A 13,258-nucleotide genomic window follows, 5' to 3' on the forward strand; every position below is an offset into this window, starting at 1 on the left:
GAGGTTGGCCATGGCCTTTTCCCTTGAACAGCACGACCCCGATACGTACCGGCGCAAGGCCCGCATCATCAGCGTGGCGATGGCCGGGCAGCTGATTATTTTTGGCCTGCTGTTTTCCATGCTCCTCACCACGACCTTTGGTAGCAGCGTCTGGCTGAACGCGCTGGGCGTATTGTTGGGCTTGCTTGCCACCAGCGCTATGTTCGCGGCACTAAGAGAGCGCCCCTGGATGGCCGAGATGCGCTATGTTTGGCAACTCAAGCACCACCTGTCGCGTATCAGCAGCTACCTGCAGCCGCTACGTCGCGCAGTGGAAGACGATAACCGCCTAGCGCTGGATATTCTGACCTTTTACCATCAGGGCATGGCCCAGCTTGCCGAGCTGAATGGCCGTACCACCGATGACGATGCCGAGCGGTTAGCGGAAAAAATGCAGGTCAAAGTGAAGCGTGAAGCGTTAGGCCTACCCAAAGACGTCACCACGTTCGACCCACACGACCTGAGCGCTTTTAAGAAGTAAACCGTGCATTAAGACATATAATGAGGGATCTGACAGGGAGCACGTTCGATGAAGGCTAATGCTGCATTACGACGATTCACCACGGCAGCGGCTGCCGGTGTGCTGTTAGCTGGTTGCGCCACCAGTGCGCCCGACCCTGAGCCGCCGGTAAAAACCACCGTGCAAAGCAGCGCACCGCTACTGCCTTCGGTGCTGTTTCCCGGTAGTGCCGAGCGCTTTCAAGCTTGGAACTGCCAACCAGCCAATCAAGACTTGGTCACGGCCGTCAATGGGGAAGAGTTACGGCTGTGGTCGCTACATGGCGCGTGGCGATTGCCTCAAGCCGTCGTGGCCAGCGGTGCCCGCTATCAGGATGGCGATATCAGCTTCTGGAATCGCGGCGACCAGGCGCAAATCGAAACGCCCCGTGGGCAATTGCAGTGCCAGCAAGGGGTTGACCGGGAGATTGCGACCCGGTCAAGCCACCCAGGCGTGATGTTGTTAGCCCGCGGCAACGAGCCGGGTTGGACGATTGAGCTGGCGAACGATGCGCCAGTAATGACCTGGACTACCAACTACGGCAGCGACACCACCACCATGCCTTATATGGTCAGCGTGATGGACAACGAGGCAGGCAGGGTAGTGATCGAGAACGCCAACGCCGAGCAGTTTTTCCGCGTTCGCATTGAATCGGGTGCCTGCTTCGATGACATGAGTGGCGAGCCTTATCCTGCTCGCGTGACGCTCACCATTGGCGGCGAGCAGTACAAAGGGTGTGGCCAGGGCATCGCGCCCTAGTCATCACGCCCTAGCCATCACGACCCAGCCCACTAGCAGCGGTATAGAAACGGCTCTGCGCGCCACTGTGGTTCCACGTAATCGCTGGCGCACAGCGCCGAGACATCACCACCCGCTCGGGCCGCCAGCCGCGCCAGTGTGGCTAGGTGTAACCCCCTGGGGGAGCGCACCTCTTCGCTGATGGCCACCGGCATCCAGCGGTCGCCCTCACGGGTTGCCAAGGTGAAGTTGAAGGGGTGAAAGCCTGGGAAGCCCAACCGAATGTCGGTAGCGATCAGCGTCTCTTGTCCATTGATATCACGGGTTTCGAAACGTAAAAACGGCCCGGTGAACCACGTCAGCCGCTGCCCTAGCGGTCCCTCCAAAGCGTTGGCCTCCAGTTCGACGTTACGACGCAGCGGTTCCAGTGCGGGGACTCGGTCACGATCGAATACACTGATCAAACTCTCGTAATAGCGGTCTTCATCGATGACCGTTGCCCGCCATAGTGCGATGTTGAACGGCGTGGGTTGGATGAGTACGGGGGCCGCTTGTAAGTTCGCCTCGGCTAGGGCTGGCGTTAGGCGCTGCTCGACGCTCCATTTTGCACCTGCGGCCATCATGAGGTAAGCGCAGGAGATCACCAGCCCCGTGCGGCAGGCACTGCGTACCTTGCCCGACACGCTGCCGATGATCAGCGCCATAAGCAGCGGTAGCGTGTAGAACGGATCGATGATGAAGACGATAGGCCACGCGGCGGGCGGTGCGTCTAGCGGCCAGAGCAACTGTGTGCCGTAGGTGGTCAGCGAGTCGAGCAGCGGGTGAGTCACTAATATCAACGTAAAAAAGCACCACCAGCGACCCAACGAGATGTCCCGTGCTGGAGCAAAGCGGGCACTCAGCACGGCCAGCAGCGTGCCAAGACCCGTCAGTACGAACAGTGAATGGCTAAACCCGCGATGCTCCGTGACATTGGCAATGGCGTCGCCATAATCCAACGCGACGTCCAGATCGGGCAGGGTACCCAGCAACGCACCCAGTACGATGGCCTTGCGACCCAGACGCTTACCCAGTACGGCGCCCCCGACGGCTGCGCCAAGCGCTGCTTGCGTAATCGAATCCACAGACTTCTCCTCGACGTGCTGATAGCGAATCGTGATCGTCACCCAGACATGACACACGAGATGAATCGCCGTGACGTCATTATACAACGTGTCTACTTTCTATTTTACTGTCGCACTGTTGTCTATGTTTTAATGGTGCTACGTGACCGGCTCGGCACCGCACTCGGCGGTTGCACGGGATATAATTACCATTCTTCAATGAAGAGGAAATGACATGCAGTTTTTACACACTATGGTACGCGTCAGCGACTTAGACGCCTCGCTTCACTTTTATTGTGACCTGCTCGGCCTGAAAGAAGTGCGCCGCAAAGAGAACGAAAAGGGCCGTTTTACGCTGGTGTTCCTGGCGGCTCCCGAAGATGAAGCGCGCTCCGAGCGCCTCACGGCCCCTGAGCTTGAGCTGACCTACAACTGGGACCCAGAGGAGTACACTGGCGGTCGTAATTTTGGTCACCTGGCCTACCGGGTCGATGACATTTACGCCCTTTGCCAGCATCTGCAGGATAACGGCGTCACCATCAACCGACCGCCCCGCGATGGTCACATGGCCTTCGTGAAATCGCCGGACGGCATCTCCGTGGAGCTGCTGCAAAAAGGCGATGCGTTGTCACCCCAGGAGCCCTGGGCTTCCATGGAAAACAGCGGTAGCTGGTAACACTACTCTCGGTGGCGCTCTTTATAGATGTCGCCACTGAACTCCATATGGAGTTCAACCGCCTCGCCATAGGGGTTCATTGCGCGTAGCTCCACATGGCGAGGCTTGTACTCGACGCCGCCCAGCGGTTGATAACCCGCCTGCTCGGCGCGCTGCATAAAAAAAGCATCGCTATTGGGCCGCTCGGTGAGCGGAGGCGCGGAGACTGGGGCCGAGCGGTTCAAGCGGTCTCCGGGTAAGCGAGACGCGTAGGGCTCTTCCACTTCGACGAGCGTTTCACCGATCACCAGCCAGCGAGCCTGCATGCGCTGGCCCGTCGGCAGGCCAAACACACCGATCTCATCACCCGCGTTCGCAGTGAGTGCTGAACGCCCCTCCGGCCAGGTATCGACTAAGACGCGACCGCTCTCATCTTCAAGAATGAAGCTATTACCGAACCGCTCGCTAATGCGGCCGTTCAAGTAAACCCCCGCGCTTTGCGCAGTGGCAATCGGGGTGGCGGGCGTCTCCAGAGACGGTGGTGCCGCAAGCACCGGTAAGCCCAGCAGCGGCAGCGTGAGTGTACACAGCAACAAGCCGCGCATCGTGTTCACCCAGGGTAACCAAACACGCCGCTTTAGCAGTACGATAGAGCAAATCATAGGTCGGGCCTCACTTAGCGCCAATGCAACGAGTATACGCACCGAAAGCTGACGATAACCTGAATGGCGCGCTTGTTCAGTCAAGGTTAAGGCGCTTCCCGTTATAGTGTTGGATTACTCTTAGAGTATGGCGTTTGCCAGGAGTCTTTTATGAACAGTGGCCATCGTGGCAGCGTGCTTCGCTGCGCCCTGCTGAGCACACTCTTGTTCGTCAGCGTTCCTACGCCGGGGGTCGCTCAATCCGCCCTGACGGTGGATGACGCCATCGCCGTGGTACAGCAGCGCTATGAGGGCGAACTACTCGATATCGAAATGAAAAGCGGACGTGGCTGGGAAAATAGCGAGCAGGTGTATGAGCTGCGCCTGCTGACGGCCCAAGGCAACGTACTCAAAATTCGCATTGCCCGAGAAGATGGTCGTTTTCTTGAAATTGACGGCAGGGGCCAAATTGAGGCGCGTTTGCCGCCTACCCGCGATAACGGCGGAGCCTAATAATGCGAGTGTTAGTGGTCGAAGATGAGCAGCATCTCGCGGCTCAAATGCGTGAAGCGCTTGAGGGTAATGGTTTCGTCGTCGATGTTGTCAACGACGGTAACGAAGCCGTGTACATGGGCAATCACGAGACCTATGACGCGGCGGTGCTGGATCTGGGTCTGCCTGGGCGGGATGGCTTAAGTGTTCTGCACGATTGGCGACAACATGGCCGCACGCTACCGGTGGTGATTTTGACCGCCCGGGATGGCTGGAGTGAGAAGGTGCAGGGGTTCCGCGCCGGGGCGGATGATTATGTCACCAAACCCTTTCGCATGGAGGAGATTATCATGCGGCTGCGTGCGCTGATTCGCCGTGCGTCTGGCCACGCTGATGTGATGATCCGCAGCGGCGAGCTAGAGTACGACACTCAGCTAGGCACCTTCCATCTCGCAGGCCTGCCGTTAAAACTTACCGCCTTTGAACATCAGCTACTCGTGTATCTGATTCATAACGCTGAGCGGGTGGTCAGTCGTACCGAGCTCTCCGAACATCTCTACTCTTACGATAACGACCGTGACCATAATTCTCTCGAAGTGATCATCAGTCGGTTGCGGCGCAAAGTGGGGGCAGAGCGTATCGAAACCCTGCGTGGTCAGGGGTATCGGCTGTGCGACCGCTCGTGAAACTGTCACTGCGAGCGCGTCTGCTAGGATCCGCTGGCCTATGGAGTGCCATTGCGTTAGTGGGCGTGGGGCTATTTATCTACTGGCTGTTCAAAGATCACGCCGAGCGCACCTTTGACGCCCGGCTGGACGCCAACCTACTGGGGCTGATGGCCTCTGTAGAGTTCAATGAGCAGGGTCAGTTGATCAAAACCCGTGATATTGGCGGCCCTCAGTTCGATCGCGCCTACTCGGGGTGGTATTGGCAAATTGCCCACGACGATGAGGTGCTGATTGCCTCGCGTTCGCTGCTGAATGCCAGCCTGCCCGCGCTGACCAGCGATGTTTCTCAGGCGCTGGCGCTCACCGGGCCAGAGGGCGAAGCGCTACGCGCCCGGGGCCGTCACTTCTCAGCCCCAGGCAGCGGCCCGCCGTTGAGTATCACCGTGGCCGGCCCACAAAACGACATTGATGATGCCCTGTCGCGTATCGTCCTTCCTTTAGTAGCTTCGCTGGCGCTGCTGGGAATCGGGCTAGCGGTGGCGGTGTGGTGGCAAGTTCGCTGGGGGTTAAAGCCGCTCACCCGGCTGCGTCGCGACCTTCTTGCGGTACGCCAGGGGTACCGCGAACAGTTAGCCCACGCCACGGTGGAAGAGCTACAGCCGCTGGTGGATGAGATCAATGCGCTGGTGACCCATAACCGAGAGGTGATTGCTCGCAGTCGTCAACATGTGGGCAACTTGGCTCACGGCCTCAAAACGCCCCTCGCCATGTTAGCCAACAGCCTATCGGCTCAGCAGGCGCATGACGCCACCACTGAGGAGGCATTGTCACGTCTGCAGCGTCTGGTCGATCACCATTTGCGCCGCGCTCGGGCCGTCGGTGCGGGCTACCACATGGGCGAGCGCACCCAGGTAGCAGACACGTTAGAGGGGCTAGTGAGCGTGATGCGCCATGTATACGTCCGCGGCCCCGCGCCACTCCATATCAGCGTTCAGTGCGATGATGCGTTAGCGTTTCGAGGTGAGTCCCAGGATCTCGATGAGCTGTTAGGCAACCTGCTGGATAACGCCTGCAAGTGGGCGCGTCAGCAGGTGATGATCGAGGCACGCCGGGTATCGCCAGAGCAACTGACCGTGGTGATTAGCGATGACGGCCCGGGTATGCCCGAAACCCAGCGGCTAAAAGCCGTAAAGCGGGGCGAGCGCTTCGATGAATCGACCCCCGGCGATGGTTTGGGGCTCGCCATCGTGCAGGATCTGGCGCGGCTTTACGGTGGGCATTTGGCGCTTGCCGCTAACTCGCCCAGCGGGTTACGCGTCGAGCTGACGCTGCCCGCCGCCGAAAGGCCGCCCAAGGGCGACCTTTCAGGTACATCGTAACGCCAAAAGATTAGTGAGTTTATTCAGCGGGCCACGCGGGGAGGCGTTTTTCGCGGTAAACGTCGCCGCGGTAGTCCACATGCAGTATGACCTGCTCTTCGGCGTCATTCTGCGCCATCCACTCCATATGGCGGCCCTTGAAGTCGACCAGGGCGGCATTACGGTAGCCCTGGTCGCTCAGCGCGTTCTCCACGTCACTCTGCTCTAGGGTCGACAGGCTCTCATCGCGGTGAGGGCGGTCATGCCCAGGACGTTTGATGTGCCATTCCAGTAACTCACCGTCCGGTGAGAAGAAGCTGTGAACGTCGACACCTTCCTCATTAATGCTAGTAATGCGGTAAACATCTTCGTGGCGCTTCAGTTCAATCATCTCACCGAAGCCTTGTTCATCGAGCTGACGCTGTAGCGCCTCGACGTCGGGGGCGACGACGCGCGCTTGTGGCTGGTCACCGTTATCGGGCTCATCTGCCGAGCCGCGAAGCGACGAAGCGGTGACGGTATCGCCTTCCAAGCGGCCTTCCACCATAATGTCGTCGCCTACTTGGAAGCGCTCACCACTGTTGCCTTGCGGGCGAACCAGCAGACGACGGTCGCCTTCATCGACCACGAGCAGGTCATTGAAGCGTTCGACCACTTCGCCGTTGATGCGCACCTCTTCCTGCGCCGCCAGCGGAGCGGAGAGGGCAAGGGTGCAGATGGCAGCAGCCAGGGCTTTTAATGGAGTCGGTTGCATAGCGGTTTCCTCTTGTTGGCAAGTTGGGGCAAGCTTGTGAAGCGATAGCCCCGCAAGTGACAATGCCAAGCCTACGCAACCGCTGCTGAACCGAGACTAAATCACCGGTTCAAGTTTGATTCAGGATTAACGAGCTGATCGGATAAGGGAGTCGAGATGACATCACAGGGCATGAAAGGATGGCTAGCCGCGCTAAGCATGGTCACGCTGGCAGGCTGCAGCAGCGCACCGCAACAAGAGCGCATCGACGCGCCGCAAGGCGGCACGCTCTCTGGGCCAGTGGTCGAGCAGCGCTGGAACTTACTGTTGGTAGGGACCGATGAACGGCTCTCCATGCCCGAGACGCCGTTTTTCCGCATCGGCCGCGACGGCAAGGTGAGCGGCTCGGATGGCTGCAACCAGTTCACCGGCAAGGTGAGCCTGGGCGAAAGCCAGCGCATTGAGTTCAGCGAACTGGCCTCCACCCGAATGGCCTGCCCCAATATGGAAGACGCCAAGCGGGTCACCGATATGCTGGATACCGCGTATCGTTACTTGATCGACCACGACCGTTTGGTGTTCTTCGGACCGGATAGCCGTGTGCTCGGCGGTTGGCGGGAAGCTAACTGACGGTCAGTGACCGCGCTGGTACAGGGCCATACAGCCAGCGCCAATGGCGATACCGACAATGAGTAAAACCCACTCATCGTGCTTGCCAAAGCCACCAGGTCCGTGAAGACCTTTACAGCCGGCAAGCATGAACGTGAGAAACAGTAGCGTGATGGATGTTTTCAATGTGTGCAGTGAGCGCATAAGAGATCCTCAAACAACGCGGAGAGGGAGAACTGTTTTCAAGTCGCTGAAAACAGTGGGGTGTTTGAGGTTACCCCTGGCCTGCTGAATGACCGCTGAATCAGTGGTTCAGGCTCTGTTTACTCTCTTTGCGACGCATGAAAAGGCGGATTGAAGCGAGTGATAAAACGCGCATCAATCCGCTTTTTCCATTGCCACACCCAGCGTCCTGAAAAGCCCATGGCTCCACGGCTGGCAATGGCGTGACCGTCGCCGGTGCCAATCAGTGCCAGCACGCGACGCGGAGGTTGCCACGGGGTGAGCTGTTTGCCGTGACAGGCAGCCCGTAAATTCTCTGCCAAGACGGGCCCCATGCGCACCGCATAAACGCCTGCCTTAGGCAGCGGGGAAGAGCGCAGCGTAGCGCAGTCGCCAGCGGCAAAGATGCCCGGTTGGCCGATGACCTCAAGTGACGTATCCACCGGGATAAAGCCGTGCTCATTCAACGGCAGCGCCGTTTGCTGCAGCCACGTTTGGCCCACGGCTCCGGTCGCCCAGAGCACGATATCCGCGGCGATGTGGTTGCCGGTGTCGGTTTGCACGCCGCCGGGTACCAAGGCGTGCCCTCGCACGCCTGTATGGACGCGCACGCCCGCACGTGTGAGCGCTCGCGCCGTTAACCAGCGGGGCAGCCAGCCAGCGCCGGGCAGCAGCGTTTTGGCGGCGCTGATCAGCTCGCCTTGCCAGTGAATGTCCGGGCGCTGCTGGCGAAGCTGCGCCAGGACGCTCATCAGCGTCTCGCAGCCTGCTGCGCCGCCGCCTACGCTCACTACGTTCTGGAACACTCCTGCAGGCAGTTTGGCCACCTCTTCGCGTAATGCTTGCCAACGGTGGTGCAACGAGCTGAGCGGGCGCATGGCCAGCAGCGTGGGCAGCGTATTCTCCTCAATACCTTTTGGCCCGATCCCCTCATCGCTTTGCGGGGCAATAACTTGCGGTAACGCGAGCGTCGAGCCGACGTTGAAGGAGGCCACGTCAAACGCAATCACGCTGCCATCCGCCAGCATTACCTGGCGCTCGCTCGTGCTGAACGCCACGGCTGGAGAAGCAATAAAGCGAGCCCCCGCCCGCTGGCAGAGCGCCGCGATATCCATCTGAGTCTCCCGCAGCGTGCACTCCCCAGAGAGCCACGCAGGTACGCTGCCCGAGTAGGCGGCCAGTTGGCTGTCGCTCACGACGGTGATCGATACCGCTTTATCCGGGCGTTGAGCAAACGCCTCCAGTACGAAGGCGTGGGCGTGGCCCGCGCCGATGAGCAGTAGCTGCATGTCCGCCTCCTTGAGCGAGCGATGAGACGACGTTGTTAGCGCATTGTTATTTACCGATAGTCACTCGATTTTTGCCAGCTTTCTTGGCCAAGTACATACCGTGATCGGCGCGTTCCACCAAATGACGCACTGTATCTCCAGTCTTCTTCGACGTAAGGCCAATGCTGATCGTCACGGGGAGCGGCAGTTTGAAAGGTGTCGTTGACACAATACTGCAAAGACGTTGTGCAAGAAGCAAGCTGGCAGCGGTATCTGTCTCTCGAATGATGATGAGGAACTCTTCTCCTCCCCAGCGGCCAAGATGATCCTCTTCACGAAGCGTGTTTTGGACAACTTGGCTTAGACGCCTCAGGACGTCGTCCCCCACAGAATGGCCGAACGTATCATTGATATTTTTGAAGTCGTCAACATCGAACAGTATGACAGATAGGGAGACGTCCGAATCGATTAGGCGGCTCAGTGTCATTTCTGTGTAGTGCCGATTCCAACACTGGGTTAATGGATCGGTGCGGGCTAATGTTTGCAAGCGTTGATTGCTGTGCGTCAACTGCTGATTCAAGTAAACGGCGTCCATGGCGGTAATCGCCATGGCAATATGGTCGCCTAACTCCGTCATCGTGGCTATTTCCAATGGTGACCAGTAACCCATAGGATCAACATTGGCCGAGAAGTTCTCTGGCAGATGAGAGAGGGGAGTGTGACGAAAAAGAAAGAGCCAGCTTGGCGTGACGCATGAGATATCTAGCCTTGTTGCTACGCCGCCTTGGCACATGCCGTCGAGCTCTACGGTCGCATCATTAGTATTCCCTCTTGTTAGAGTTTCAAGAGCATTGAGAATGTGTCGTTCGGAGGGACAGTCACCAAAACTGTGCATTTGATGATTTCTTAGGAGGGCAATGCCTTGCGATTCGAACAGTTTGCATAGCCGCTCTCCGTGATGTCGGACAATGTCTTTGAAGTCAGAAAAACGCTTGATGTCACTAGAGAGTTGTTGGCGGTATCGTTTTAAGCCTGCTCGGCGCTCAGCCAGTTGCTCCATGGTTAATAGACCTAGTCGCTGCGCCGCAATCGTAATGACCAAGCGACTCCAACGGGATGAGACGAGGTGATAAGAGGGGGGGAGAGCTATGTAGCCCCATGTCTCTGCTTCACATTTTAATTCATAATATTGCAGCTCCGACGCCAACAATGTGCTGACCGAGCGGATAGAGATAAGACGTGGGTGCGCTTTTAGGGAGCATGCGGATGGAAAAACGTGTATCAAACGCAACTCCATAGTCTTGGTATGACGGTATATAGCAATGGGCATTTGGTGGGTCATTCGGTGAAGCGCGCATGTTAGCTGCTCAAAAAGCGCCGTCAGAGACGGCGCGTGGCTGATTTTCATCAGAGAGTCGTATAGGCCGCCGTGCTCATGGAGCAAGTGTTGACGCTGTTCGCTCATCCTGAATGACTCCTCAAAACACGAGATAGCACGTCCATGTTGGCCATAGGCCGAGCGCCACTTCATATCAAAATTGAATTAATGATTCAATCAAAAGGTAAATCATTATTCAACAACTATTGAATAATCGATTCACATTGGCGGCATGAATGAAAAAATCATGTTTGCCGAGCGCTTAAAATCCTCTATGCAAGCGGCGGGGTACGACACTCGGCCCTCCGTGCTAGAGCGTGAATTCAATTTGCGCTACTGGGGAAAACCAATCACCTTCCAGGCCGTTAGGCGCTGGTTGCGAGGAGACTCGATTCCAAGTCAGGAAAAACTGCAGGTGCTGGCGCGTTGGTTATCTGTCACGCCCCATTATCTGCGTTATGGCGGGGCAGAAGATAACGCCGTTAAGGAGCCGCAGGGGCAGTGGGAAACCTCGCTGACTAGAGAAGAGCATCATCTTCTCGCAATGTATAAGACGCTGCCGCAGCCTCAGCGTAAAATTGTTCATGAAGTGGTGGAAACCTTCTCCAAGGCGTACGGCGACTCGCTAGTACTTCCCGAGCGCGAGTGACTTGTAGGTAGCGCCACTCGCGCTCGTCAATCTCATCCCCGTCGCCAATCGAAATACCGCTTCAATAGTGCCAGCACTCGTTCTGGCTTGTGGGCGTTTTTCCAAACGCCTGCGGTGGCTTTGGCGGCTTCGCCTAGCGTGGGGTAGGGGTGAATGGTGCCGAGCAGTTTATTCAGCCCCAGGCCGTGCTTCATGGCGATGGTGAACTCGCCCAGCCACTCCCCGGCGTTCTCCGCGACGATCGTCACTCCCAGAATTTTGTCTTTGCCGGGCACGGTAAGCACTTTGATAAAGCCTTCGGGGGCGCCTTCGGCAATGGCGCGGTCGCTTTCGCTCATGGCGTAGCGGGTCACTTCAAAGGCGACACCTTTCGCGGTGGCCTCTTTTTCGTTGAGACCAACTCGCGCTACTTCCGGCTGAACATAGGTAACGGCGGGCATAAAGCGGTAGTCCACCGCGAAGCTTTTCAGCTCGCCAAACAGCGCATTCACGGCGGCGTGCCATGCCTGATGGGCGGCTGCGTGGGTAAGCTGGTAGGGGCCCGCTAAGTCGCCGCAGGCCCAGATGTTAGGCAGGCGCGTTTGCAGCCGCTCGTTGAGGGCCAGCGTGCCGCCGTCGGTGGTGGTAATCCCTAGCGCCTCCAGTCCTAACCCTTCCACGTTGGCCTGACGGCCCGCGCTCACCAGTAGATAATCAAACGCTAAGGTGCTGCGCTCACCCAAGTGTTCAATAACAAGCTGATGCTCCCCGTCGACTTGGTTCACCTCCAGCGCTTTCGCGCCGGTCATCACCGTCACGCCCTCTTGAGTGAGCGTGCGCTCTACGTGCTCGCCCACCTCATTATCTTCCCGGCCCAGCAGTTGCGGCGCGCCCTCTACCAAGATGACGTGGCTACCTAAGCGGGCAAAGCTTTGGCTCAGTTCGCAGCCAATCGCACCGCCACCCAGCACCACCAGCCGTTTGGGCAGCTCGGTGAGCGACCAGAGGTTTTCAGAGGTGAGTAGCGGCGCGTGCTCGATACCGGGCAGGGGCGGCACGCGAGGGCGCGCTCCGGTGGCCAGCACGATATGGCGAGCGGTGAGGGTTTGATCGCCCACGCGAATTTCCCATGGTGAAACGAGGGTGGCGTGCTCTTGATACACCTCTACACCAAGCTTGGTGTAGCGCTCGACGCTGTCGTGGGGCTCGATATCGCGGATGGCCTGATGCACATGCCCCATCACCTTGGCGAAATCCACGCTGGGCTCGCTGGTGCTCACGCCAAAGCGGTCTGCTGTGCGAATTTCATGGGCCGCGCGGGCCGCCCGAATCAAGGCTTTGGAAGGCACGCAGCCAGTGTTAAGGCAGTCGCCGCCCATCTTGTGCTTTTCGATGAGAGCCACCTTGGCTTTCACGGCGCTGGCGATATAGCTGGTCACCAGCCCCGCCGAGCCGCCGCCAATCACCACGATGTCGTAGTCAAAACGGCTAGGGCGAGTGAAGCCTTTGTAGGCGTTGCGCTTTTGCACCATCAGCGCAATGCGCCGGGCCACCCAGGGGAACACCGCCAGCAGCGCAAACGAGGCGATGAGCCCAGGCGAGATAATGCCGCTCAGGCTTTCCAGCTCGCCGAGCTGGCCGCCCGCATTCACGTAAACCGCCGTGCCGGGCAGCATGCCGAGCTGGCTCACCCAGTAAAACGTGGTGGTTTTAATCCGCGTTAGGCCCATCACCAGGTTGATCATGAAAAACGGGAAAATGGGCACCAAACGCAGGGTGAACAGATAAAACGCGCCATCTTTCTCGACGCCCCGGTTCACCGTGTGGAACTGGCGGGGAAAGCGTTTTTCGATGGGCTGACGAAACAAAAAGCGTGAGAGTAGAAAGGCGAGCGTCGCGCCGATGGCGCTGGCAAATGAGATGATCACTAGCCCCCAGCCCAACCCAAACAGCGCGCCGCCTAGCAGCGTTAACAGCGACGCGCCGGGCAGCGAGAGTGCAGCCATCGCCACATACACCGCAAAGAAAATGCCCGCCACCTGCCAGGGCGACTGCTGGAACGCTGCCTGAAAATCGCTGCGGTAGGCCTGCAGGGTATCCAGAGTGAAGAACGTATGGGCGCCGCTAACGTAGAAGCCAATCACGGCCAGTAGCAGTAGGGCAATAATCAGCAGGCGCTGACGGTTCATGGCAGGCTCCTTGGAAAAGGTGTTCGTACTCAGTGCTA

The 13,258-nt window shown here is 58.4% G+C and carries 15 protein-coding genes; 8 read left to right on the top strand and 7 right to left on the bottom strand.

Annotated elements, in window-relative coordinates:
- The first annotated feature begins 10 nt into the window (after window positions 1-10).
- Both CTT34_RS02915 and CTT34_RS02920 read left to right on the top strand, forming a co-directional pair.
- Window positions 11-520: a DUF3087 family protein gene (locus tag CTT34_RS02915; protein ID WP_159341047.1), complete on the top strand. Its 510-nt coding sequence runs from the start codon at window positions 11-13 to the stop codon at window positions 518-520.
- Between the two features lie 48 nt (window positions 521-568).
- Window positions 569-1,297, top strand: coding sequence for an MliC family protein (locus tag CTT34_RS02920; protein WP_159341048.1), 729 nt, complete (start codon window positions 569-571; stop codon window positions 1,295-1,297).
- A gap of 32 nt (window positions 1,298-1,329) precedes the next feature.
- On the opposite strand, the gene CTT34_RS02925 is transcribed toward CTT34_RS02920, so the two are convergent.
- On the bottom strand, window positions 1,330-2,400 hold the full coding sequence (locus CTT34_RS02925) for a metal-dependent hydrolase (protein WP_159341050.1): 1,071 nt from the start codon (window positions 2,398-2,400) through the stop codon (window positions 1,330-1,332).
- 214 nt (window positions 2,401-2,614) lie between these two features.
- Here CTT34_RS02925 and gloA point away from each other — a divergent pair, with 214 nt between their 5' ends.
- Window positions 2,615-3,055 (top strand): lactoylglutathione lyase, encoded by a 441-nt coding sequence (gloA, locus tag CTT34_RS02930; RefSeq protein WP_159341052.1) that lies wholly within the window; start codon window positions 2,615-2,617, stop codon window positions 3,053-3,055.
- A 2-nt stretch (window positions 3,056-3,057) separates the two neighbouring features.
- Here the strand turns inward: gloA and CTT34_RS02935 are convergent, their stop codons facing one another.
- A complete protein-coding gene (locus tag CTT34_RS02935; RefSeq protein WP_159341054.1) occupies window positions 3,058-3,696 on the bottom strand; it encodes a hypothetical protein in 639 nt (212 codons plus the stop codon).
- Between the two features lie 150 nt (window positions 3,697-3,846).
- Here CTT34_RS02935 and CTT34_RS02940 point away from each other — a divergent pair, with 150 nt between their 5' ends.
- The 3 genes from CTT34_RS02940 to CTT34_RS02950 are packed head-to-tail and all read left to right on the top strand — an operon-like array spanning window position 3,847 to window position 6,214.
- Entirely contained in the window at window positions 3,847-4,188 is a 342-nt protein-coding gene (locus CTT34_RS02940; RefSeq protein ID WP_159341056.1) for a Cys/Met metabolism pyridoxal-phosphate-dependent enzyme, read from the top strand.
- Window positions 4,189-4,190: 2 nt separating this feature from the next.
- Window positions 4,191-4,853, top strand: a complete 663-nt coding sequence (locus tag CTT34_RS02945) for a response regulator transcription factor (RefSeq protein WP_159341058.1) — start codon at window positions 4,191-4,193, stop codon at window positions 4,851-4,853.
- On the top strand, window positions 4,850-6,214 hold the full coding sequence (locus CTT34_RS02950; protein WP_159341060.1) for an ATP-binding protein: 1,365 nt from the start codon (window positions 4,850-4,852) through the stop codon (window positions 6,212-6,214). Before CTT34_RS02945 ends, CTT34_RS02950 begins: the two co-directional genes overlap by 4 nt.
- 19 nt (window positions 6,215-6,233) lie before the next feature.
- On the opposite strand, the gene CTT34_RS02955 is transcribed toward CTT34_RS02950, so the two are convergent.
- Window positions 6,234-6,947, bottom strand: a complete 714-nt coding sequence (locus CTT34_RS02955) for a hypothetical protein (RefSeq protein WP_159341062.1) — start codon at window positions 6,945-6,947, stop codon at window positions 6,234-6,236.
- A 156-nt stretch (window positions 6,948-7,103) separates the two neighbouring features.
- Between CTT34_RS02955 and CTT34_RS02960 the strand changes: the two genes are divergently transcribed.
- On the top strand, window positions 7,104-7,556 hold the full coding sequence (locus CTT34_RS02960; protein WP_253019092.1) for an META domain-containing protein: 453 nt from the start codon (window positions 7,104-7,106) through the stop codon (window positions 7,554-7,556).
- Between the two features lie 3 nt (window positions 7,557-7,559).
- On the opposite strand, the gene CTT34_RS02965 is transcribed toward CTT34_RS02960, so the two are convergent.
- The 3 genes from CTT34_RS02965 to CTT34_RS02975 form a co-directional block, all read right to left on the bottom strand.
- Window positions 7,560-7,739 carry a hypothetical protein gene (locus CTT34_RS02965; RefSeq protein WP_159341064.1) on the bottom strand — a complete coding sequence of 60 codons (180 nt, stop codon included), beginning with the start codon at window positions 7,737-7,739 and terminating at the stop codon, window positions 7,560-7,562.
- A gap of 119 nt (window positions 7,740-7,858) precedes the next feature.
- A complete protein-coding gene (locus tag CTT34_RS02970; RefSeq protein ID WP_159341066.1) occupies window positions 7,859-9,046 on the bottom strand; it encodes an FAD-dependent oxidoreductase in 1,188 nt (395 codons plus the stop codon).
- Window positions 9,047-9,092: 46 nt separating this feature from the next.
- Entirely contained in the window at window positions 9,093-10,490 is a 1,398-nt protein-coding gene (locus CTT34_RS02975; RefSeq protein ID WP_159341067.1) for a GGDEF domain-containing protein, read from the bottom strand.
- A gap of 160 nt (window positions 10,491-10,650) precedes the next feature.
- On the opposite strand from CTT34_RS02975, the gene CTT34_RS02980 reads away from it, so the two are divergent.
- Window positions 10,651-11,052 carry a transcriptional regulator gene (locus CTT34_RS02980; RefSeq protein WP_254436444.1) on the top strand — a complete coding sequence of 134 codons (402 nt, stop codon included), beginning with the start codon at window positions 10,651-10,653 and terminating at the stop codon, window positions 11,050-11,052.
- Between the two features lie 32 nt (window positions 11,053-11,084).
- Here the strand turns inward: CTT34_RS02980 and CTT34_RS02985 are convergent, their stop codons facing one another.
- Window positions 11,085-13,220, bottom strand: coding sequence for an FAD-dependent oxidoreductase (locus CTT34_RS02985; RefSeq protein WP_159341071.1), 2,136 nt, complete (start codon window positions 13,218-13,220; stop codon window positions 11,085-11,087).
- Window positions 13,221-13,258: the final 38 nt, after the last annotated feature.

Origin of the sequence: Halomonas meridiana, from assembly GCF_009846525.1 — a bacterium.
Taxonomy (GTDB): Bacteria; Pseudomonadota; Gammaproteobacteria; order Pseudomonadales; family Halomonadaceae; genus Vreelandella.